Origin of the sequence: Nocardioides sp. JS614 (assembly GCF_000015265.1) — a bacterium.
Lineage (GTDB): Bacteria > Actinomycetota > Actinomycetes > Propionibacteriales > Nocardioidaceae > Nocardioides.
Genome location: NC_008699.1, coordinates 1,876,280 through 1,896,928 on the forward strand (window position 1 = coordinate 1,876,280; position 20,649 = coordinate 1,896,928).

Below are 20,649 nucleotides of genomic sequence, written 5' to 3' on the forward strand. Positions count from 1 at the left end.
GCGTCCTGCCCGGGTTGCCCGCCGGAGGTGGGCAAGATGCGCCGACTCGGCGTGCGGGGGCGGGCAAGACGCGCCGACTCGGGGTGGCTCAGGCAGTGGGCGCTCCGTTCTCGTACAGGCGCGGCACGGGGTGGTTCGCGGCGAAGATCCCGTGCGGGTCGACCGCGCTGCGGATCCCGGTGAGCTGGGTCCACACATCCGACCCGTACGCCGAGCGGGTGTCGACCGGGTTCTCGGCGAAGTTGAGGTACTGCCGGCCGTTGTCGAACGGCGCGAGCGCCTCGGTCAGCCGGACCGCGTCCGCGTGGGCCTGGGCGCCGATCTCCGGGGTCGCCGCGATGCCGCCACCGAAGGTGACGAACTGCGCGTCGAGCCGGTTCAGCACGCCGCCGCCCTCGTGCGGGCGACCGAGGGCCCCGCCGAGCTGTCGCAGCTCGGCCATCAGCAGGGACGTCCGGGCGTCGGGGCCGGCCTCGGCGATGAACGCGTCGACGGCGGCGTCCGGGAAGGACGCGAGCATCGCGCTGTCGGAGGCGAACGGGGCGCCGCCCTCGGGGTCCATGTGCAGCCGGACCAGCGACTTGGCCGGCACCCGGGCGAACGTGTCGAGCTCGGGCCGCAGCGCGCGGAGCCCGGCCAGCAGCTCCTCGCCGCGCTCGTCGGAGCCGAGCACGGCGCCGTCGATCACGGCCAGCTCGCGGCCGCGCAGGAAGTCCGGCAGGTCGGGCATCTCCGGCAGCCGCATCGCGCGGAACGAGGTGGTGATCTCGTCGGGGGCCGTGGGCGCCCAGGCCGCCCACTCGCGCAGGACCGGCTCGATCCGGGTGAGGTCCCACATCAGGATCCCGGCGTACGCCGTCTCGATGTCGTACATGCGGAACTCCAGGGCGGTGACGACGCCGAAGCTGCCGCCGCCGCCGCGGATCGCCCAGAACAGCTCGCGGTTCGTGGTGTCGTCGGCGCGCACCAGGCTCCCGTCGCCGATGACCAGCTCGACGGCGGTCAGGCTGTTGGTCGCCAGGCCGAGCTTGCGGGCGTACCAGCCGATGCCGCCGCCCAGGGAGTAGCCGGCGATGCCGACGTCGGGGGAGGAGCCGTGCAGCACGGCCTTGCCGTGGGCGGCCGCGGCGTCGACGGCGGGCTCCCAGATCGCGCCGCCCTCGACGCGGACGATGCCCCGGACCGGGTCGGCGATCGCGGTGCCCAACTCCGACGTGCGGACCAGGACGACGTCGTCGAGGCCCTGCGCGGCGAGCGGGCCGGCGTTGTGGCCGGTGCTCTGCGGGGCGACCCGGAGGCCGGCCTCGGCAGCGACCCGGACCACGGTCGCCACCTCGGCGGCGGTGCGGGGCATCGCGACCGCGGCCGGGCGCTGGTCGATGGCAACGTTCCACGGCAGCCGGGCGGCGTCGTACCCGGGATCGCCGGGCAGGTGGACGCGGCCGCCGATGAGGCCGCGGAGGGCCTCGGCGGCCGGGGTGGTGCCGGTGTCCGACCCGGTGGTCGGTCCGGTGCCGTGCTGCGTGTCGAGCTCGATGGTCATGGTGGTGACTCCTGTGTGGGTGATCGGTGGCAGGACCATGCCGGTCGCCACTTGGAGTCGGCTTCGAGTCGACTTGGAGCCGGTGAGACCCGCGAGGGGCGTGCCTTCCCTGTGCTGCGGGCGTGGAGGTCCGCGTCCTCGGCCCGGTCGAGGTGAGGCTGGCCGGCCGGCCAGTGGATCTCGGCACCCCCAAGCAGCTGCCCTGGTGGCCGCGCTGGCGCTCTCGCGCGGCTGGCCGGTCTCGGTCGACGCCATCGTCCAGCTCCTGTGGGACGACACCGCGCCGCCGGGCGTGACCGCCACCCTGCAGGCCTACGTCTCGCAGCTGCGCCGGGTGATCGAGCCGGAGCGGCAGCGTCGCGCTCCGGCGACCGTGCTGGTCACGGTGGCCCCGGGCTATGCCCTGCGGGTGCCCGACGACACCCGCGATGCGCATCGGTTCGAGCAAGCCGTCACGGCCGCCCACCGGCGGTGGCAACCGCTGGCCGGCGGCGGGCGGTCGCCGCTGGGTGCGGCGGTGCTGGCCGAGACAGTCGAGGAGCTCGACGCCGGGCTGGCGCTCTGGCGCGGCACCCCGTACGCCGAGCTGGCGGACGCCTATGCGCGCACGGCGGCGTACGCCGGCCACTGCTGCTCGGCCGGATCCGGGCTCGCGGTCGGCCCGGTCGACGCGTTCTTGGCGATGGCTGCCGCCGCGACCGGCGAGCGGGACCTGGCCGCCCGGCACGCCGAGGACGCGCTGGTGCTCGCCGAGGCCTGGGAGATCCCGTTGGTCGCCGCGTGGGTCCGCGAGCAGCGCGCGGTCTACGACTACTGACCGCGCCGCTCGACCGGGCGACCTGCCGACAGCACCGACCGGACGGTGTCTTCTGGACCGGTCAAGTCGCCGGTTTGGAGCACCGCCCGCCGATCGGGTTGGCTGGTTCCGTGCCCGCCGTCCTCCCCGCCCGCAACGCCGTCGCCGTCGTCTTCATCCTCAACGGCTTCTGCTTCGCGTCGTTCGTCTCGCGGGTGCCCGACATCCGCAGCACCCTGGACCTCAGCAACGGCCGGCTCGGGCTGCTGCTCCTGGCGATCTCGGCCGGTTCGGTGCTGGCGCTGCCCTCCGCCGGACGCCTGATCGACCGGGTCGGGCCGGCCGGCGCCGTCCGGCTCGGGGCGGCGTCCTGCGCCGTCGGCCTCACCGCGGCCACGATCAGCATCGGGGCCTGGCAGACGATGTCGACGGCCGCGGTCGGACTGTTCCTCTACGGCGTCGGGACCGGGGTGTGGGACGTCGCCATGAACGTCGACGGGGCGGCCGTCGAGCGGCACCTCGGCCGCACCGTGATGCCGCGCTTCCACGCCGGCTTCAGCTTCGGCACCATCGCCGGCTCCGCCCTGGGCGTGCCGATGGCCGCCGCGCACGTGCCGCTGGAGATCCACGTGACCGCGGTGGTGCTGCTGTCCTTCGGCGCCGTCCTGGTGGCCGCCCGCTACTTCCTGCCGCCACCGCCCGAGGCGGAGGTCGCGGCTCGGGCCCGCTCGGCCTGGCTCGAGCCGCGCACGCTCGCGATCGGGGTGATGGTCCTCGCGTTCGCGCTGACCGAGGGCAGCGCGAACGACTGGCTCGCCCTGGCGCTGGTCGACGGGTACGACACGGCCCACTGGGTCGGCGTCGCCGGGTTCTCCCTGTTCGTCACCGCGATGACGGCCGGCCGGCTGGTCGGCTCGACCGCGCTCGACCGGTTCGGGCGGGCGCCGGTGCTCTGGGGGACCTCGGCGACCGCGCTCGTCGGCGTGCTCCTCGTGGTCTACGGCCACTGGGCACCGCTGGTCGTCACCGGGATCCTGCTGTGGGGCCTGGGCGCCTCGCTGGGCTTCCCGGTCGGCATGAGCGCGGCCGCCGACGACCCGGTGCGCTCCGCGGCGCGGGTCAGCGTGGTCTCGACGATCGGCTACGCGGCGTTCCTCACCGGCCCACCGTTCCTCGGGTGGCTCGGCGACCACGTCGGCACCCTGCACTCGCTGCTGACCATCGCGGTGCTGATGGCGCCGGCAGCGGTGGCGGTGCTGGCCACCAGGCCGCCGGCCCGCGACCGGCAACCAGCGTGAGCCTCGATCGAGGCTGAGCCCGGGCTCGGGGCCTGGGGTCAGTCGCGCTCGCCGCCCGGCACCCACAGCACGTCGCCGTTCTCCCGGTTGGCGTGCCGGGCGAGGATGAACAGCAGGTCTGAGAGCCGGTTCAGGTAGGTGATGGCCAGCAGGTTCATCGTCTCGCCGTGCACCTCGTACGCTGCCCAGGCGGAGCGCTCGGCCCGCCGTACGACGGTGCGGGCGACGTGCAGCAGCGCGGCGCCGGGGGTGCCGCCGTTGAGGATGAACGACCGCAGCTTGGAGAGGTCCTCGTTGTAGTGGTCGCACCAGCCCTCGAGCCGGTCGACGTAGGCCTGCTCGATGCGCAGCGGCGGGAACTCCGGGTTCTCGACGACCGGGGTGCAGAAGTCGGCGCCCACGTCGAACAGGTCGTTCTGGATCCGGGTCAACACCGCCGTGACGTCCTCGCCCAGCCCGCCCTGCGCCAGCGCTAGGCCGACGTGGGCGTTGGCCTCGTCGACGTCGGCGTACGCCGCCAGGCGGAGGTCGGTCTTCGTCGTCGTGCTCATGTCGCCGAGTCGGGTCTGCCCGCCGTCGCCGGTGCGGGTGTAGATCCGGGTGAGGTTGACCATCCTCCGATCCTAGGGGTGGGGGTGCATGACCCCGATCACACCCGGGTACACCTCGGTCGAGCGAGCGAGCGGACGCGACACGGCGGAATTACCGGGGCCACGGACGCAACCTCGGCGCCGTCACGAGCGTCATAGTGAGTGACAAGCACACCATCGAGGCCAGCACTGACCAGCACTGATCCAGCACTGATGGAGCGACCGGGACTCTCGGATCCCGGAGGACGGGGCACCAGCATGGACATCACCACGGACGGTCCGACACTTCTGCTCAGCGGTGACTTCGACGTGCGCAGCACGTGGGAGGCCCGCAACGCGCTCTACGAGCTCATCGAGGAGCGCGACGAGGACATCGTCGTCGACCTGACCGACGTGACCACCATCGACATGACCGCCCTGAAGGTGCTCGCCGTCGCGACCCGTCAGGCCGGCCGCGAGGGTCACCACCTCACCCTGCGCGGGTGCGGCCCCGCCGTACGCCGGATGCTGCACCTGTCCCGCCTGATCCGCGTCGTGCAGGTCGAGCGGGTCGCCGTCTCGGCGTGAGCCGTGTCGGATAACCCACACCGGTGGGCGGTTACCAAGCGGTAGACCGTCTCCTACCCTCGGACCCATGACTGAGAAGGACGGCGCTCCGACGGATCGTGGCCCCGAGGGTCGTGCCCCGAAGGACCGACCCTGGGTGATGCGCACCTACGCCGGGCACTCGACGGCGGCGGCGTCCAACGCGCTCTACCGGACCAACCTCGCGAAGGGGCAGACCGGGCTCTCGGTCGCCTTCGACCTGCCGACCCAGACCGGCTACGACCCGGACTCGCCGCTCGCGCGCGGCGAGGTGGGGAAGGTCGGCGTCCCGGTGCCGCACCTGGGCGAGATGCGCCGGCTGTTCGAGGACATCCCGCTGACCTCGATGAACACCTCGATGACGATCAATGCCACCGCGATGTGGCTGCTGGCGATGTACCAGGTGGTCGCCGAGGAGCAGAACCCGGAGCTGAGCCCCGAGGAGGTCGCCGCCCAGCTCGCCGGCACCACCCAGAACGACATCATCAAGGAGTACCTCTCCCGCGGGACCTACGCGTTCCCTCCCGAGCACTCGATGCGGCTGATCGCCGATGTCATCTCGTACACGGTCCACCAGATCCCGCAGTGGAACCCGATCAACATCTGCAGCTACCACCTGCAGGAGGCCGGGGCGACGCCCACGCAGGAGCTCGCGTACGCGCTGTGCACCGCGATCGCCGTCCTCGACGCGGTCAAGAGCTCGGGCCAGGTCGACGAGGCGGACTTCGGACGCGTCGTCGGCCGGATCTCCTTCTTCGTCAACGCCGGCGTCCGCTTCGTCGAGGAGACCTGCAAGATGCGGGCCTTCGGCCGGCTCTGGGACGAGATCACCCGGGAACGGTACGGCGTCGAGGACCCCAAGATGCGTCGGTTCCGGTACGGCGTGCAGGTCAACTCGCTGGGCCTCACCGAGGCCCAGCCTGAGAACAACGTGCAGCGGATCGTGCTCGAGATGCTCGGCGTCACGCTCTCCAAGAACGCTCGCGCGCGGGCGCTCCAGCTGCCGGCGTGGAACGAGGCCCTGGGCCTGCCGCGGCCCTGGGACCAGCAGTGGTCGCTGCGTCTCCAGCAGGTGCTGGCCTATGAGTCCGACCTGCTCGAGTACGACGACATCTTCGACGGCTCGCACGTGATCGAGGCGAAGGTCGCGGAGCTGGTCGCGGGCGCCCGCGCCGAGATCGACCGGGTCCAGGCGATGGGCGGCGCGATCGCGGCAGTCGAGTACATGAAGCAGGAGCTGGTCTCCTCGCACGCCGCGCGGCGCGCGCGGATCGAGTCCGGCGAGGAGATCGTCGTCGGCGTCAACAAGTTCGAGACCACCGAGCCGTCGCCGCTGACCTCCGACCTCGACAGCGCGATCATGACGGCGGACCCCGACGCGGAGCAGGCCGCGATCGCCAGCGTCGAGGCGTGGAAGGCGCAGCGCGACGAGGACGAGGTCGCCGCAGCGCTCGCCCAGCTGGCCGAGGCTGCCAAGACCGACACGAACCTGATGGGGCCGACCCTGGTGGCCGCTCGCGCCGGAGCGACCACGGGGGAGTGGTCCGCCACGCTGCGCGAGGTCTTCGGCGAGTACCGGGGCCCGACGGGCGTCAGCGGTGCGGTCGGCGTCGCGGAGGCGGGCGCGGAGCTCGCAGCCGTGCGGGACCGGGTGCGTGAGACGGCGCAGGAGCTGGGTGGCCGGCTGCGCCTGCTGGTCGGCAAGCCCGGTCTCGACGGCCACTCCAACGGCGCCGAGCAGATCGCGGTGCGCGCCCGGGACGCGGGGTTCGAGGTCGTCTACCAGGGCATCCGGCTGACCCCCGAGCAGATCGTCGCCGCGGCCGTCGCCGAGGACGTCCACTGCGTCGGGCTGTCGATCCTCTCCGGATCACACATGGAGCTGGTCCCGGCCGTGCTCGACGGGCTGCGTGAGGCGGGGATGGGGGACGTACCCGTCGTGGTCGGCGGCATCATCCCCGAGTCGGACGGCCGCCGCCTGGGCGAGCTCGGCGTCGCGGCGGTCTTCACGCCCAAGGACTTCGGCCTGACCGAGATCATGGGCGGGATCGTCGACGTGATCCGCGCGGCCAACGGGCTGGACGAAGGTTAGGCTACCCTCACAGTTCTGGTAGGGTGCCTGCGTGCCCAAGGCCCGGAAGCTCCCGAAGACGGAGTGCTGCGCGTCGAAGACGAAGTGCGCTCGCTGCCCGCTGCGGATGCTCAAGGAGGGCACCCTGCCTGCGGGGTATACGGTCAAGAAGCGCAAGCTCGTCCGGGTGGACGGCACGAAGGTCACCAAGAAGAAGCTCGCGAAGGCTGCCTGAGCGCACCCGCCGCCCGAACACTGATCGCCGACCCCGAGGAGCACCCCGTGGCCGCACCCCGCTTCGTCGACCAGCTCAACGCCCAGATCGGCAACGAGCTGGCGGCGCACAACCAGTACCTCGCGTGCGCGGTCTACTACGACGCCCTCACGATGCCGCGCATGGCCGCGTTCTTCTACGCCCAGGCCGTCGAGGAGCGCGCGCACGCCGCGATGATGATCCAGTACCTCCTCGACACCGATGCCGAGGTGGTGATCCCGGCCGTCGAGGCGCCGGTGAACGCCTTCGCCGACGTCGTCGCGCCGGTCGCGCTCGCGCTGGAGCAGGAGAGGCGGGTCACCGAGCAGGTCAACGGGCTGCTCCGGATCGCGCGCGAGGAGGGTGACTTCGCCTCCGAGCAGTTCCTGCAGTGGTTCATCAAGGAGCAGGTCGAGGAGGTCGCGACGATGAGCGACCTGCTCGCGGTCACCACCCGCAACCGTGACGACATCGAGGACATCGAGGAGTACGTCGCCCGCGAGCAGAGCGGCGCCGAGGTCGACTCGACCGCCCCGCGCCAGGCCGGCGCCTAGTCGCACCGGCCGCAGCTGCCGCGGCGGCGACCGGCGTTCGATACGCTGCGGATGCCTGCCGCCCGGCAGTCCAGGTGGACCGTCGGTCTCGCGGGTGGGTGAGTCGTGAAGGCAGGTGGACGGGTGGGTGCTGGGATCTCCGGACGCGAGGCGCTCCGACTGACCGCGTGGGTGTGGGCGCTCACGGCGGTCTTCGCGTCCGTGGCGCTGCTGCGGTCCGAGCACCTCGGGATCCCGTTCCGCGACCCCGGTGGCGCGATGTTCCGCGGCCGGCTCGGCACGGCGTTCACCTTGCTGCTGGTGTTCGCCCTCGCCGACGCGCTGCGAAGAGCGGTGCGGCTGCGGCCCCTGGGCTGGTCGTGGTCCGACGTGGGTCGCCACCTGCGCGAGCGGTGGACGCCCCAGCGGGTGCTGCTCGTGTGCTCCGGGTTGCTCGCCTACCACGTCGTCTACATCTCCTACCGCAACCTGAAGAGCTGGGACGCGTTCAACACCCCGCTGGACCAGGAACTCCTCGCGATCGAGCGATGGTTCCTGCTCGGCCACAGCCCGGCGGTGCTCCTCCACGGGCTGCTGGGGGAGGGCCAGGCCGCCGTGGTCCTCGCGGTCGTCTACCGGTCGTTCACCTACCTGGTGCCGCTGTCGGTGGTCGGCACCCTCGCGCTGCTGCCGCGGGTGCGCGAGGCCTACGTCATGCTGTGCTCCGCGCTGTGGGTGTGGATCCTGGGGGTCGGGTCGTACTACCTCGTCCCGTCCCTGGGCCCGTTCGCCTCGGCGCCCGAGGAGTTCGCCGGCCTGCGGCCGACCGCGATCAGCGCGACCCAGGTGAAGTACCTCGCCGAGCGCGCCCACTTCCTCGCCGATCCGCACGCGGGTGACGCCTTCGTGAGCATCTCGGCCTTCGCCAGCCTCCACGTCGGGTTCACCTGCACGGTGCTGCTGGTCGCCCGGTACTACCGGTGGCGACGTACGACGCTCGCGTTGGCCACCTTCCTGTCGGTCACCATGGTCGCCACCGTGTACTTCGGCTGGCACTTCGTCGTCGACGACATCGCGGGGGTCGTGCTCGCCCTCGCAGCGTTCACGCTCGGCCGGCTGATGGTCTACCCGGTCCGGAACGGGGATCGCTCGGTCGCGGACGGCTCCCACGCCGGTGAGGACGACGTCGTGGCCTCGACATGAGCACGGTCGCCCGCTCCCTCGCCGCCGAGCCCGCCGACCTCGGCGGGGTCGCCGGCGGGTGGCAGCCCTCGCTCCGGCCGCCGCTGCGCCGCTGGTCGCGCTCGCCCGTCGCGGTGGCGGTCGTCGTCTCCGCGACCCTGCAGATCCTGTGGTGGCGGATCGTCGCCACGGGCGGGGGGGACCTCGCCGCCCAGGACGCGTGGGCCGAGTTCGCCCGGTTGCACCCCGGCAGCGCCTACAACCTGTCCTGGTACGGCGGCATGCACCCGGTGTCGTACAGCGTGCTCTCGCCGTACCTGATGGCCGCCGTCGGCGTCCGGCCCACGCTCGTCGTCGCGGGGACGCTCTCCGCCGGGCTGCTGACGTGGGCGCTCGTCGGCCGGCACGGCCGGACCGACGCCCGCGCGCTGGCCGTCGGCGGGTACGCCGCGCTGGCCCTCGTCGGCAACGCCGTGTCCGGCCGGGTCACGTTCGCGGTGGGCACGGTCTTCGCGCTCGTCGCGATCTGCCTGCTGCTCGGGTGGCCCTACCAGAGGTCACCGGTGCTCACCCTCCGGCCGGCCCGCGCCATCGCCGTGGCGGTCGCCTCCGGGCTCGCGACCGCCGCGAGCCCGGTCGCCGGGTTGTTCCTCGGCCTGGTGGCGGCGACCCTGTGGCTCGCCCGACAACGCTGGGCGGCGTACGCCCTCGGGGTGACGCCGGTCGTGGTCGTCGCGCTGTCCGCGCTCCTGTTCCCCTTCTCCGGCACGCAGCCGATGCCGTGGTACTCCACGATCCTGCCCGTGCTCGTCGGTGCCGCCGTGACCGTGACGGCACCCGCGAGCTGGCGGGCCGTGCGGCTGGCGGCCGCGCTGTACGCCCCGGCCGTCCTCCTGGTGTGGCTCGTCCCCTCGCCGATCGGCACGAACATCTCGCGGCTCGGGCTGCTGTTCGGCGGCGTGCTGATGGTGGGGGCCGCGGCCGGCGGGTGGCGGACCTCGGCCCTCGCCCGGCGCCGGGGGCCGCGGGCCGCGCGGGGGTTGCTGGTCGTGGCCGTCCTGACGGCGTCGATCTGGCAGGTCGCGACCGCCGCTCGCGACGTGGTCAACGCCAGCGGCCAGACGTCCTGGGGGCCGGACGTCGCCCCGATCCTGACGGAGCTCCAGCACCGTCGCGCCGATCGCGGCCGGGTCGAGGTGGTGCCGACCCGGAGCCACCGCGAGGCCGCGGTGTTCGCGCCCCACGTCCCGCTCGCCCGCGGCTGGAACCGCCAGGCCGACGCGGTGCGGAACCCGCTGTTCTACCGCGACCAGCCGCTCACCAAGGTCGCGTACCGGCGGTGGCTGCACCGGTGGGCCGTGCAGTACGTCGTGCTCTCCTCGGCGGAGCCCGACGGCGCGGCGGTCGCCGAGACCGAGCTGATCACGAGCGGCCTGCCGTACCTCTCGCCGGTGTGGTCGGACGAGAACTGGACGCTCTACGCCGTCCGCCGGCCCACGCCGCTGGTCAGCCCGCCGGCGAAGGTGGTGTCCTTCGGCGCCGCCCACCTGACCGTGTACACCCCGCGCTCGGGGGACGTCGTGATCCGGGTCGCGGACTCGCCCTGGCTGAGCCTGGTCGAGGTCGATCCGCTGCCACCCGCCTCCCGGTCGTCGGTCGCCTCGTGGTTCGCGGCCCCGGCGTGCCTGTCCGGGCTGGAGACCGAGGACCAGGCGAACGCGGAGGCCCATCCGCACCGGCCCGACTGGCTGGTCCTGCACGCGCCGCGAGCCGGCACCTACCGGATCTCCGCGCCGTACAAGCTGCCCAGGGGCAGCTCCTGTCCCTAGCGGTGACCAGTAGCCGTCTCGGTCATCCCGGGGGCCGGGAGGTGGCCGTCGAGTTGGGGCAGAACGCCTCGCGCGGCGAGCCGGTGTGCAGTTCCTCGGGCAGGGTGACGGTGACGTTGTCAGCAGGGAGTCCGGTGAGCATGCCGGCGCGCTCGATGCGCAGCACCACCGCGGTGACGAAGGCCCCGGCCCGCGCCGAGAGCGTCTCGCAGCCGCCCATCAGCAGGGACAGGGTGACCGGAACGGACTCGCCGGGGGACAGCCGCAGCGTCGAACGGCCGGCGGCGTCGGCCAACCCGGAGTAGGTGAACAGCCGGCTCGGCGGCTGGTCGGCCGCCAGGCCGTGGACGGTGACCGGGAACCGGTCGTCGTTGGTCAGCTCGAAGGTGTAGCGCAGCGTCCCGCCGTCGTCGTACCGGACCTGCCGCACGGTACGGTCGGCGATCTCGAACACGCCGGTCGCCTCGGTGCCGGCGACCGAGGTCGGGCCGCCTGCGCTCAACGACGGAGCGGAGCGGGCCAGGGCGAACCCGCCCGCCGCCAGCAGGCCGAGGAGTGTGACGAGGACCAGACCGATCCGTCGCCCGGCCCTAGTCCGCACGCGACCACCGGCGGCGCAGGCCCAGGACCAACGCGAGCGCGCCGGCCGTCATCGCGATCGGGGCCACCAGCACCGTGCCGGAGGCGGGCCGACCCGGAGCGGCCACGGCCCGCGCGGGCTTGCTGGGGCTGTCGAACCACTCGCACGCGGGCGGGTGCTTCCAGGTCGGGTCGCTGCGGTCGTACTGGCTGCAGCTGAGGAAGCCGGCGTCCTTCACCGTCGCGCCGGGCAGGAAGACCGAGCCGCCGTCGGCGCAGGAGGGCGGCGGAACCGTGAAGTTGTCGGTCTGGCCGGCCGAGCCGTAGTGGTTGTCCTCCCAGCAGTTGCCCACGCCCTGGTCGTCCCACCAGTGGTCCATCCCGTTCGGCTGCTCGTGGCCCTGCGGGTCGATGCCCATCTGGTTCTCGAAGGTGTGGTTGTGGTTCGACGTGTCGTAGAGGTGCGACGGGTCGTAGTCGTCGCGCAGGGGGGCGGGCACCCAGAACTGCATGGTGCCGTAGCGCCAGTTGTCGTAGATCCAGTTGTGGTCGGTCGAGTCGTAGTTGCCGCCCGCGATCAGGACGCCGGTGCCGACCGGCGTCGGCACCACCGGGCAGACCGTGCCGTCCATGTAGCCGCGCTGCTCCATCGGCTTGTCGCAGACGCCGGTGTCGACGAACTCGGTGTACCAGTTGGAGTTGTTGGAGTAGATCCGGTTGCGGTTCCAGCGCGCGTGGTCCTGCGGCAGGCCCGGGTGTCCGGGGAACAGCGAGTCGGTCGCGATGCCGGTGGCGTTGTCGTGGAAGTCGTTGTCGTGGGCCCAGATCGAGTTGCCGGCCGTGCCGGAGTAGCCCAGCGTGTTGTCGTGGCTGTTGTTGCCGCGGATCTCGATCGCGTAGCGGGTCGCCTCGAACTCCGTGTTGTCGGCGTTGAGGTCGGATCCGGAGCCCGGGTAGATGCCGGAGTCGCCGTTGTAGTACGCCTCGGAGTCCTCGATCAGGCCGTGGTCGCTCGCGAACGCGAGGACGCCGTACTCGTCGTTGCCGCGGGCGACCACCCGGTCGATGACGAAGCCGTCGGTCTCCAGGACGTAGATCGCGTTGAACTCGGCCTGCTGGAAGGTCATGTTGCTCAGGTAGAAGCCGCCGGCCCGGTCCGCGCGGATCGCGTTGAGCTTGGCGAACCGGTTGTCGACGACCACGTCGGCCGGTGTCTGCCCGGTGCCGACCAGCTGGAGGCCGCAGAACCGGCTGTCGCAGCGGATGCTGTCGTTGCCCGGTGTCCGGTCACCGAAGACCGCGATCAGGTTCAGGTTGTGGGCGCAGCGCCGCTGGTCGGCGTAGGACAACGCGATCGGGTTGGACTCGCCGGAGTCCGCGGCGGCCTGCTCGGCACCGGGGTCGGGCGAGGACAGGCTGCCGATGTACTCCGAGAACGGCAGCGGCGAGGTCGACGAGGTCTGCAGGTGCGAGCAGTAGTCGCTGCGCTCCGCGCGCGCCCACTTCGCCTCGTGGTAGGTCCCCGGCAGCACGTACACGGAGGTCTGCCGCTTGCGGACCGAGTCGATCGCGTCCTGGATGGACCGGTACCGGCACGAGTCGAGCAGCCGCTCGTTGCGGTCCTTGACCGCGCCCTCGGGAAGCGCCGCGATCAGCCGGCCGCTGTCGGACCCGCACACGACCCGCTGGCGGGGGTTGTCGAAGCCGAGGAACGACGGCCGGTGCCCGGTGCCGTCGGGGAACTGCGCGGGCCGCTCCTCGTGGGCGCCGGCGGGTGGTGCTCCGGCGAGCATCGTCAGCACGGTCGCCGCGGCGACCAGGAGGACGGCCACGCAGGCCGGGATGGGGGCCGGGGGGGAGACCGGGAGGGGGGCAGCAGCTCGGCGCGTCATCGCAGGACCTTTCCGTCGGATCCCCCAACGACCCCGCGCTTCCCGGGGTTACGCGCCGGTCATGGTGGCGCCGGCGCCCGCTCAGGAGCGCAGCCAGCGCAGCACGGCGGCCCGGACCTTGTCGGCCGAGCGCTCGAGGGGCAGCGCGCTGCCGGCGCCGGCGAAGGTGCGGGTGGTGACCGGCGTCGGGTACGCCGCGGCCTGCTGCTCGCGCGCGGCCGGCCGATTGAGCGCGTCCTCGGCCCCGTAGAGGAGGAGGACCGGCGCGTCCACCTGGGTCGCGGCCAGGTTCGAGGCCACCAGCATCGGGCTCAGGCTGCTCACGTCGCCGCACGGGTCGTCGACGCGGAGGCGGGCCGCGGTGCGCTGCACGCCGGACGGGGCACTGGCGAACATCAGCTTCCGGTAGTCGGCGCCGGTCCTGGTCAGCGGGGCGTAGTCCGGCCCGCTCAGGCAGGCGGCGCTCTGCCGCGCGGCCGTCCGGGTCGCTAGGGAGGTGGCGCCGCGGTCGGTCCAGGACATCAGCACCAGGCCGTCGACGTCGTCGAAGGTGGCCGCCTCGATCTGGGCGATGGCGGCGCCGACGGAGTGACCGTGGGTGACGACGTGCGCGGCCGCGGGCGTGGTGTCGCCGTCGGGCTCGGCGAACGTGTAGCGCCCCGAGCGGACGTGCTGGACGACCTGGTGGAGCATGTCGGCCTGCGCGCCGAGGCAGGTGGCGTCGCCGTTCGCGAGCGGGCTGGCGCCGTAGCCGAGGCGGTCGAGGACGAGCGAGGTCTCGCCGCGCCGGGCGAGCTGGCGGGCGTAGTCGTAGGCCGGGTGCCCGGGCAGGCTCCAGAACCACGAGCCGGCCGCGAGGTCGTGGACCAGCACGTTGATCCGGATCGGGCCGCTGTGGCCGAGCACGGCCGGCCGCGGCCCGACCAGGCGGCCGCGGACCTCGTAGCTCTGGTTGTCCGGCACGCAGAGCACGGACGTGGCGTTGGTGTTCTCGAGCTCGAAGACCACCTCGCGGGCGACGACGGTGGCGCGGGCGCCGGCGGCGGTGGCAGCGCCGGCCGCAGCGGCCGGCGGCGGGGGAGCCGCCAGCAGCGCGCCGAGCAGGGCGGTCAGGACTCCGAGCAGCGTCAGTCTCACGCTGTTGAACATACGTCAATAAGCCGCGGCGGCGAAATGTGAGGTTGTTCGCGCCCGGACGGCGTTTCAGGCCAGACTGCAGCCATGACGGACCGGGTGATCGTGGTCGGGGCGGGCGTCATCGGCCTGACCTGTGCGGTGCGGCTGCTCCAAGCCGGGCACCGCGTCGACGTGGTCGCCCGGGACCTCCCGCTGGAGACGACCTCCGCTGTCGCCGGGGCGTTCTGGTATCCGTACCGCGCCCTTCCACAGGACCGGGTCGCGGCCTGGTCGGCCACGTCGTATGCCGTCTTCGACGCCCTCGCCGACACCGACCCGGAGTCCGGGGTGCGGATGGTGGCGGGCACCGAGGTGTTCATGGCGCCCGAGCCCGACCCCTGGTGGGGTGCGGCGGTGCCGGGCCTGACCCGCACCCGCGACGTCCCGCCCGGATGGGTCGACGGCTGGACGTTCACCACGCCGGTGGTCGACACCGGCGTCTACCTCGCCTGGCTGGCCGGTCGCGTGGAGCAGCTGGGCGGGACGATCACCCGGCTCAACCTCTCCGCCCTGCCCTCCGGCCCCGGGCTGGTCGTCAACTGCGCCGGGCTCGGCGCCCGCCTCCTCGGCGCGGACCGGACCGTGGTCCCCGTGCGCGGGCAGGTGGTCGTGGTCGAGCAGACCGGCATCGACCGCTGGTGGCTGGACCGCTCGGGACCGACGTACGTCGTCCCCCGGGAGCACGACGTCGTCGTCGGCGGCACCGACGTCGAGGGCGAGTGGAGCCGGACGCCGTCCCCGGCGACCGCCGAGGCGATCCTCGAGCGCGCCACCCGGTTGGTGCCCGGGCTCCGTGGCGCGCGGGTGCTGCGGCACCGGGTCGGCCTGCGTCCGGTGCGCCCGGCCGTGCGGCTGGACCGGGTCGGGGACGTGGTCCACTGCTACGGGCACGGCGGCGCCGGGGTCACCCTGAGCTGGGGTGCGGCCGACGAGGTGGTCGCGCTGGCCGCGGTCAGCGCGGCGGCTCCAGGCGGGTGACGGCGACGACCGCCGGCACCCGGATCGCGCCGTACACGTGCGGGAAGGTCTCGGCGACGTCCGGTGCCGGCGGCTCCTCGGCGACGGGTACGCCGAGCAGGTCGGTGTCGATCTCGAGCAGCACCAGCGGCTCCTCGACGTCTGCGTAGAACGCGGCCAGCACCCGCTCCCACTGGTCGGCGCGGCTGGCGTGGATGAAGCCCTGCTGGGCGAGGCTCACCCCGCGGGTCGAGGTGGTGTACTCACCGGTCCGGTGGGCCCCGGCCCAGTCGGCCAGGGTCGCGACGTGGAAGATCCGCACCCGCTCATCGTCACATCGGCCGGCCGGGCCGGTCTCACGCCGGGTCGGCCAGGAAGTCGACGGTCGGCCCGAGCACCGCGGCCGAGAACATCGGGTCGTCCGGGTCGTCGTACCGCTCGGCGACCTCGGTGTCGAAGTGGTTCGCGCGCATGGTCGCCATCGTGCCCAGCCGGCCCGGTGGGTACCACCGGATATCCGCCGGCTCGGGGATCTGCGAAGCGGGGCGTGACCTGGCCGGCCCGGGCGCGTTGACCGGGTATGCACGTCACGACCCTGGTCCGTCCCACGCCGCGGCCGCAGTTCGCGGTCGAGCCGGTCGCGGGTGCCGTGCCGGCGGAGCGCCGCGACGCCGGTCGCCAGGGCCACCAGGGCCATCGGGGCAACCCGGGCCATCAGGAACCGATCGTCGTGCACGTCCCGATGCCCCGCGGCCCGTCCGACCGGTCCTCCGCGATCCGGGACGCCTACCGCCTCGAGCGCGACCGGCCCGCCGTCGACCTGTACCTCTGATCGCTGGTGCCCGCCCGCCGGGCGGTTTCCCCGGTGAACCGGGGAAACCGGAACTGTTGGGCCGAAACTTCGGGCCAGAAGTTCCAACATCCCCGGTGAACCGGGGAAACCGACCCCCGGCTACCCGACCCGGAGCCGGGCCCTGCTGCCGGGCGGACCGGTCAGGGGAGTCGGCTTCAGAACAGTCGGTGGGTCGGGTCGTCGAGGCCGCGCAGCGCGTCGTAGTCGACCACCGCGCAGGCGATGCCGCGGTCGGTGGCGAGGACCCGCGCCTGGGGCTTGATCTCCTGTGCGGCGAAGATGCCGCGCACGGGTGCCAGCAGCGGGTCCCGGTTCAACAGCTCGAGGTAGCGGGTGAGCTGCTCGACGCCGTCGATGTCGCCGCGGCGCTTGATCTCGACGGCGACGTTGCGGCCCTCGGCGTCCTTGCACATCAGGTCCACCGGCCCGATCGCGGTGGGGTACTCCCGCCGGACCAGCGTGAGGCCGGGGGAGAGGGTCGCCGGGTGCTCGGCCAGCATCTCCTGGAGGTGCTTCTCCACGCCGTCCTTCTGGAGGCCCGGGTCGACGCCCAGCTCGTGGATCGACTCGTGGAGGACCTCTTCGATCAGGATCCGCAGCGTGTCGTCGTTCTTGGAGATCACGGTCCACTCGACCCGGCCGTCGTCGGTCGTGCCCTCGCGCAGGATGCACGGCGGGGACATCCAGTTCAGCGGCTTGTACGAGCCGCCGTCGGAGTGCACGAGCACGGAGCCGTCGGCCTTGATCATCAGGACCCGGGTCGCCATTGGCAGGTGGGCGGTCAGCCGCCCGGCGTAGTCGACCTGGCAGCGGGCAACGACCAATCTCACGAGCACACCTCAGCACACCTTCGCACCCAACGGCTTCCGACCGGAGCAGCGTAAGGGACGGGGTGCTCAGAGGCGGCAGGCGCGGCGGGCGATCTCCTCGGCCTCGGTCATGGAGGCGACCTCCACCATCTGGAAGCCCAGGCCGTCCTGGCCCTCCTGCCAGCCCTTGTTCGCCAGGTCGGCCACCGCGCTGCGGGGGACGACGGTGACGAACGCCTTCATGGTGGTCCGTTCGAGGAGCGGCACGAACTCGACCCCGATCCAGTGGTTCATCTCGGCCGAGTAGGCGCCGACCGCCTCGCGGGAGTCGACGACCACCGTGCGCAGCGAGTGCTTCCGGATCAGCTCCAGCTGCATGCCCAACGCCGGCTTGACGGCCTGGTCCTGGTAGCGCAGCCAGCGCACGATCACGGCCTGCAGCTTCGGGTCGTGCGTGACCGAGACGACGCCCTCCACCTCCAGGGCGACCCCGCCGTTCGCCCCGATGTCGTGCACGACCACCACGGGTTCGGGCAGCCGGAACCGGCCGGTCACCGCGCCGAGGTCGGAGGAGAGGCCGGAGAGCTCGCCGGCGGCGCGCCGGGTGTGGGTGAGCTGCTCCATGGCCTGGGCGGTCGAGGTGGCGACGCTGCGGACGGTCTCGGCGATCTGCTGGGACCCGTCGGCGGCCTCGAGCAGGCGCCGGCTCATCTCCGCGGTCGTGGCGGCCTGCTCCTCGATCGCGCTCGAGATCGTGGCCTGGTAGTCGGCGAAGCGGCTGATGACCTCCTGGGTGCGCTCGAGCGAGGCGACAGCGGCCCGGCTGCCGCCCTGCAGGGCACCGACCTGCTCGGTGATGTCCTCGGTGGCGCGGGCCGTCTCCTGGGCCAGGGTCTTCACCTCGCTGGCGACGACCGCGAACCCCTTGCCGGCCTCGCCTGCGCGCGCCGCCTCGATGGTGGCGTTCAGCGCCAGGAGGTTGGTCTGCCCGGCGATGGCGGTGATCAGGCGGACGACGTTGCCGATCCGCTCGCTCGCGCTGTCGAGCTCGGCCATGACGGCGGCCGCCTCGGCCGCCATCGACACCGCCTCCTCGGCGACCGCGACCGCGTCGGTGACGTTGCGCGCGATCTCGGTGACCGAGTCGCTCATCTCGCGGGCGCCGGTGGACACGGCCGCGACGTTGCTGGACACGACACCCGCCGCGCTGCTGACCTCGGCCGCCCGGGTCGAGGTCTCGGCGAAGGTCTGGCCCATGGCCTCGGTGGTGGCAGCGACCGACTCGGCGGTGCCGTTGAGCGAGCCCACGGAGTCGGCGACGTCGCGCATCGCCGTCCGGGTGCGCTCGCCGACCGCGGCCAGGGCGCCGGTGAGGGGTACGTCGGCGCCGGCGCCCGGGCTGCCGGTCAGGTCGCCGGCGGCGAGCGCCTCGACGTACGCCGAGGCCCGGCCCAGGGGCGCGAGCACCCGCCGGTGCAGCAGCGCGGTGGCGGCAGCGGTCAGCACGCTGGTGACCAGCAGCAGGGCGAGCGCCGCCCGGTCGCCGCGGACGACCACGGCGGCGAGCAGCTGGAGCCCGAGGGCGACGCCCAGGAGCGTCCGGAGCGGGACAGCGGCCGACCCGTTGCGCGGCATCTGGGACCCCTTCGTTCGCGGTGGCGTCGGAGGGCAGACACCGACGTCCCTCTTTCGGCACCAGGAGCCTCGAGTTGAGCAGAAGGCACGGATTCGTGGCGCCGGTAAGTTACTGGCGGGTGAACTAAGTCACGGTGACCGGCGCGAACCCCGCGTGGCACGATGCCCCGCATGACCAGCACCTCCCCCGAGACAGCCGCTCCCGGAGCCGGGCGCGAGTTCCGCACGATCGGCGTCATCGGCCTGGGCACCATGGGTGCCGGCATCGCCGAGGTCTTCGCCCGGGCCGGCCACGCCGTGGTCGGCGTCGAGAAGGACGACGAGTCCCTGGCCCGTGGCCGCCAGTACCTCGAGCACTCGACCTCCCGCGCCGTCAAGCGCGAGAAGATGACCGAGGCGGACCAGGCCGAGCTGCTGGGGCGGATCACGTTCACCACCTCGCTCAAGGACCTCGCCGAGGCGGACTTCGTCGTCGAGGCGGTGGTGGAGTCGCTCGAGACCAAGAAGGCGATCTTCCGCGACCTCGACGAGATCGTCTCGCCCGAGACGATCCTGGCCACGAACACGTCCTCGCTCTCGGTCACCGAGATCTCGACCGCCAACGGCAGCCCGGGCCGCGTGGTCGGCGTGCACTTCTTCAACCCGGCGCCGGTGCAGGCGCTGGTCGAGATCGTGCGCACCGTCGTGACCGAGCAGAGCGTCCTCGACGAGACCACCGCGCTGGTCACCAGCCTCGGGAAGGCCCCGGTCGTCTGCGGCGACAAGGCGGGCTTCATCGCCAACACGCTGCTCTTCGGCTACCTCAACCACGCGGTCGCCATGTACGAGGGCCACTACGCCTCGCGCGAGGACATCGACGCCGCGATGCGGTACGGCTGCGGCTACCCGATGGGCCCGCTCGCGCTGCTCGACCTGATCGGCCTGGACACGGCGTACGAGATCCTCGAGACCATGTACCACCAGGGCCGCGACCGGCTGCACGCGCCGCGCCCGATCCTCAAGCAGATGGTCACCGCGGGCATGCTCGGCCGCAAGACCGGCCGTGGGTTCTACTCCTACGAGGCCGCGGACAGCCCGGTCGTCGTCGCCGACGAGCTGACCCCGTCGGTGGACCAGAAGCCCCAGCTGCGACACGACATCAAGCTGGTCGGGGTGGTCGGCACCGGCACGATGGCCACCGGCATCGTCGAGGTCTTCGCCAAGAGCGGGTACGACGTGCTCTACGTCGGCCGCTCCGCCGACAAGGTCGCGGGCGTCCGCGCCGCGATCGAGAAGTCGCTCGACAAGGCCATCCAGCGCGGCAAGCTCGAGGAGTCCGCCAAGGCGGAGGTGCTCGGCCGACTGACCGGCAGCACCTCGCTGGACGACCTCGCGCCGGTCGACATCGTGGTCGAGGCGATCGCCGAGGACCTGGCGATCAAGTCCACGCTCTTCGCGAACCTCGACGAGATCTGTCGACCGGGCGCGATCCTGGCGACCACCACCTCCTCGCTGCCGGTCATCGAGTGCGCCCAGGCCACCGCGCGCCCGCACGACGTCATCGGGATACACTTCTTCAACCCGGCGCCGGTGATGAAGCTGGTCGAGGTCGTCTCGACGGTCGTCACGTCCGACGAGGTCACCGAGACGACGCGGGCGCTGTGCGACCGGGTCGGCAAGGTCGCCGTCTCGTGCGGCGACCGGGCCGGCTTCATCGTCAACGCGCTGCTGTTCCCCTACCTCAACGACGCGGTGAAGATGCTCGAGGCGCACTACGCCACCGCCGACGACATCGACCTCGCGATGAAGCAGGGCTGCGCGCTGCCGATGGGCCCGTTCGAGCTGCTCGACGTGGTCGGCAACGACGTGTCCCTCGCGATCCAGCGCGAGCTCTACCTCGAGTTCCGCGAGCCCGGCTTCGCCCCCGCGCCGTTGCTGGAGCACCTGGTCACCGCCGGCTACCTCGGCCGCAAGACCAAGCGCGGGTTCCGCGACTACTCTGCTCGCTAGCCGCGTCTGGCGTGTCGGCTTCGCCGCCACGCCGGCCGCGGGGTCGTTCCTGGGCTGATGGTCCGACGTCGTGGTTGCG

19 protein-coding genes are annotated in these 20,649 nt (G+C 72.6%); 11 read left to right on the forward strand and 8 right to left on the reverse strand.

Going from position 1 to position 20,649, the window contains the following annotated elements; translation table 11 throughout:
- Positions 1-88: 88 nt before the first annotated feature.
- Entirely contained in the window at positions 89-1,543 is a 1,455-nt protein-coding gene (locus NOCA_RS10355) for an FAD-binding oxidoreductase (protein ID WP_011755227.1), read from the reverse strand.
- A 37-nt stretch (positions 1,544-1,580) separates the two neighbouring features.
- On the opposite strand from NOCA_RS10355, the gene NOCA_RS27525 reads away from it, so the two are divergent.
- Positions 1,581-2,360: an AfsR/SARP family transcriptional regulator gene (locus NOCA_RS27525; RefSeq protein ID WP_274378277.1), complete on the forward strand. Its 780-nt coding sequence runs from the start codon at positions 1,581-1,583 to the stop codon at positions 2,358-2,360.
- A gap of 110 nt (positions 2,361-2,470) precedes the next feature.
- A complete protein-coding gene (locus NOCA_RS10365; protein ID WP_011755229.1) occupies positions 2,471-3,637 on the forward strand; it encodes an MFS transporter in 1,167 nt (388 codons plus the stop codon).
- 38 nt (positions 3,638-3,675) lie between these two features.
- On the opposite strand, the gene NOCA_RS10370 is transcribed toward NOCA_RS10365, so the two are convergent.
- Positions 3,676-4,251, reverse strand: a complete 576-nt coding sequence (locus NOCA_RS10370) for a cob(I)yrinic acid a,c-diamide adenosyltransferase (RefSeq protein ID WP_011755230.1) — start codon at positions 4,249-4,251, stop codon at positions 3,676-3,678.
- A 234-nt stretch (positions 4,252-4,485) separates the two neighbouring features.
- Between NOCA_RS10370 and NOCA_RS10375 the strand changes: the two genes are divergently transcribed.
- The 6 genes from NOCA_RS10375 (at position 4,486) to NOCA_RS10400 (ending at position 10,680) form a co-directional block, all read left to right on the forward strand.
- Positions 4,486-4,794: an STAS domain-containing protein gene (locus NOCA_RS10375; protein ID WP_011755231.1), complete on the forward strand. Its 309-nt coding sequence runs from the start codon at positions 4,486-4,488 to the stop codon at positions 4,792-4,794.
- Positions 4,795-4,861: 67 nt separating this feature from the next.
- Complete coding sequence (locus tag NOCA_RS10380) at positions 4,862-6,904, forward strand: protein meaA (protein WP_011755232.1); 2,043 nt, start codon at positions 4,862-4,864, stop codon at positions 6,902-6,904.
- A gap of 31 nt (positions 6,905-6,935) precedes the next feature.
- The gene (locus NOCA_RS10385) at positions 6,936-7,118 is read left to right on the forward strand and encodes a hypothetical protein (RefSeq protein WP_011755233.1); all 183 of its coding nucleotides are present in this window, start codon (positions 6,936-6,938) and stop codon (positions 7,116-7,118) included.
- Positions 7,119-7,165: 47 nt separating this feature from the next.
- Positions 7,166-7,690, forward strand: coding sequence for a ferritin (locus NOCA_RS10390; RefSeq protein WP_011755234.1), 525 nt, complete (start codon positions 7,166-7,168; stop codon positions 7,688-7,690).
- A gap of 123 nt (positions 7,691-7,813) precedes the next feature.
- Positions 7,814-8,872, forward strand: a complete 1,059-nt coding sequence (locus NOCA_RS10395; RefSeq protein ID WP_011755235.1) for a phosphatase PAP2 family protein — start codon at positions 7,814-7,816, stop codon at positions 8,870-8,872.
- Positions 8,869-10,680: a hypothetical protein gene (locus NOCA_RS10400; RefSeq protein ID WP_011755236.1), complete on the forward strand. Its 1,812-nt coding sequence runs from the start codon at positions 8,869-8,871 to the stop codon at positions 10,678-10,680. Before NOCA_RS10395 ends, NOCA_RS10400 begins: the two co-directional genes overlap by 4 nt.
- Positions 10,681-10,702: 22 nt before the next feature.
- Here NOCA_RS10400 and NOCA_RS10405 read toward each other — a convergent pair whose 3' ends face one another.
- The 3 genes from NOCA_RS10405 to NOCA_RS10415 form a co-directional block, all read right to left on the reverse strand.
- Positions 10,703-11,281 carry a hypothetical protein gene (locus tag NOCA_RS10405; RefSeq protein WP_011755237.1) on the reverse strand — a complete coding sequence of 193 codons (579 nt, stop codon included), beginning with the start codon at positions 11,279-11,281 and terminating at the stop codon, positions 10,703-10,705.
- Positions 11,271-13,091 (reverse strand): right-handed parallel beta-helix repeat-containing protein, encoded by a 1,821-nt coding sequence (locus NOCA_RS10410; protein WP_049774301.1) that lies wholly within the window; start codon positions 13,089-13,091, stop codon positions 11,271-11,273. The genes NOCA_RS10405 and NOCA_RS10410 overlap by 11 nt, the downstream gene beginning before the upstream one ends.
- Positions 13,092-13,232: 141 nt before the next feature.
- On the reverse strand, positions 13,233-14,288 hold the full coding sequence (locus tag NOCA_RS10415; protein WP_140404169.1) for an alpha/beta hydrolase: 1,056 nt from the start codon (positions 14,286-14,288) through the stop codon (positions 13,233-13,235).
- An 84-nt stretch (positions 14,289-14,372) separates the two neighbouring features.
- Here NOCA_RS10415 and NOCA_RS10420 point away from each other — a divergent pair, with 84 nt between their 5' ends.
- Positions 14,373-15,305, forward strand: a complete 933-nt coding sequence (locus NOCA_RS10420; RefSeq protein WP_011755240.1) for an FAD-dependent oxidoreductase — start codon at positions 14,373-14,375, stop codon at positions 15,303-15,305.
- On the opposite strand, the gene NOCA_RS27955 is transcribed toward NOCA_RS10420, so the two are convergent.
- Positions 15,280-15,606 carry a DUF952 domain-containing protein gene (locus tag NOCA_RS27955; RefSeq protein ID WP_041546457.1) on the reverse strand — a complete coding sequence of 109 codons (327 nt, stop codon included), beginning with the start codon at positions 15,604-15,606 and terminating at the stop codon, positions 15,280-15,282. The two genes, NOCA_RS10420 and NOCA_RS27955, sit on opposite strands and share 26 nt — an antisense overlap.
- Positions 15,607-15,864: 258 nt before the next feature.
- Between NOCA_RS27955 and NOCA_RS27730 the strand changes: the two genes are divergently transcribed.
- Positions 15,865-16,116, forward strand: a complete 252-nt coding sequence (locus NOCA_RS27730; RefSeq protein WP_041546458.1) for a hypothetical protein — start codon at positions 15,865-15,867, stop codon at positions 16,114-16,116.
- A gap of 176 nt (positions 16,117-16,292) precedes the next feature.
- Here NOCA_RS27730 and nucS read toward each other — a convergent pair whose 3' ends face one another.
- A complete protein-coding gene (gene nucS / locus NOCA_RS10435) occupies positions 16,293-16,967 on the reverse strand; it encodes an endonuclease NucS (RefSeq protein WP_083768289.1) in 675 nt (224 codons plus the stop codon).
- A gap of 66 nt (positions 16,968-17,033) precedes the next feature.
- Positions 17,034-18,581, reverse strand: a complete 1,548-nt coding sequence (locus NOCA_RS25725) for a methyl-accepting chemotaxis protein (RefSeq protein WP_011755242.1) — start codon at positions 18,579-18,581, stop codon at positions 17,034-17,036.
- A gap of 171 nt (positions 18,582-18,752) precedes the next feature.
- Between NOCA_RS25725 and NOCA_RS10445 the strand changes: the two genes are divergently transcribed.
- Positions 18,753-20,570: a 3-hydroxyacyl-CoA dehydrogenase family protein gene (locus NOCA_RS10445; RefSeq protein ID WP_140404170.1), complete on the forward strand. Its 1,818-nt coding sequence runs from the start codon at positions 18,753-18,755 to the stop codon at positions 20,568-20,570.
- Positions 20,571-20,649 lie beyond the last annotated feature (79 nt).

Bases quoted from the DNA above. Each gene is read 5' to 3' on its own strand.
- NOCA_RS10400 (WP_011755236.1), top strand. From the start codon at position 8,869: ATGAGCACGGTCGCCCGCTCCCTCGCCGCCGAGCCCGCCGACCTCGGC.
- NOCA_RS27730 (WP_041546458.1), top strand. From the start codon at position 15,865: ATGCACGTCACGACCCTGGTCCGTCCCACGCCGCGGCCGCAGTTCGCG.
- NOCA_RS10380 (WP_011755232.1), top strand. From the start codon at position 4,862: ATGACTGAGAAGGACGGCGCTCCGACGGATCGTGGCCCCGAGGGTCGT.
- NOCA_RS10445 (WP_140404170.1), top strand. From the start codon at position 18,753: ATGACCAGCACCTCCCCCGAGACAGCCGCTCCCGGAGCCGGGCGCGAG.
- NOCA_RS27525 (WP_274378277.1), top strand. From the start codon at position 1,581: ATGCCGGTCGCCACTTGGAGTCGGCTTCGAGTCGACTTGGAGCCGGTG.
- NOCA_RS10370 (WP_011755230.1), bottom strand. From the start codon at position 4,251: ATGGTCAACCTCACCCGGATCTACACCCGCACCGGCGACGGCGGGCAG.
- NOCA_RS10355 (WP_011755227.1), bottom strand. From the start codon at position 1,543: ATGACCATCGAGCTCGACACGCAGCACGGCACCGGACCGACCACCGGG.
- NOCA_RS25725 (WP_011755242.1), bottom strand. From the start codon at position 18,581: ATGCCGCGCAACGGGTCGGCCGCTGTCCCGCTCCGGACGCTCCTGGGC.
- NOCA_RS10420 (WP_011755240.1), top strand. From the start codon at position 14,373: ATGACGGACCGGGTGATCGTGGTCGGGGCGGGCGTCATCGGCCTGACC.
- NOCA_RS10375 (WP_011755231.1), top strand. From the start codon at position 4,486: ATGGACATCACCACGGACGGTCCGACACTTCTGCTCAGCGGTGACTTC.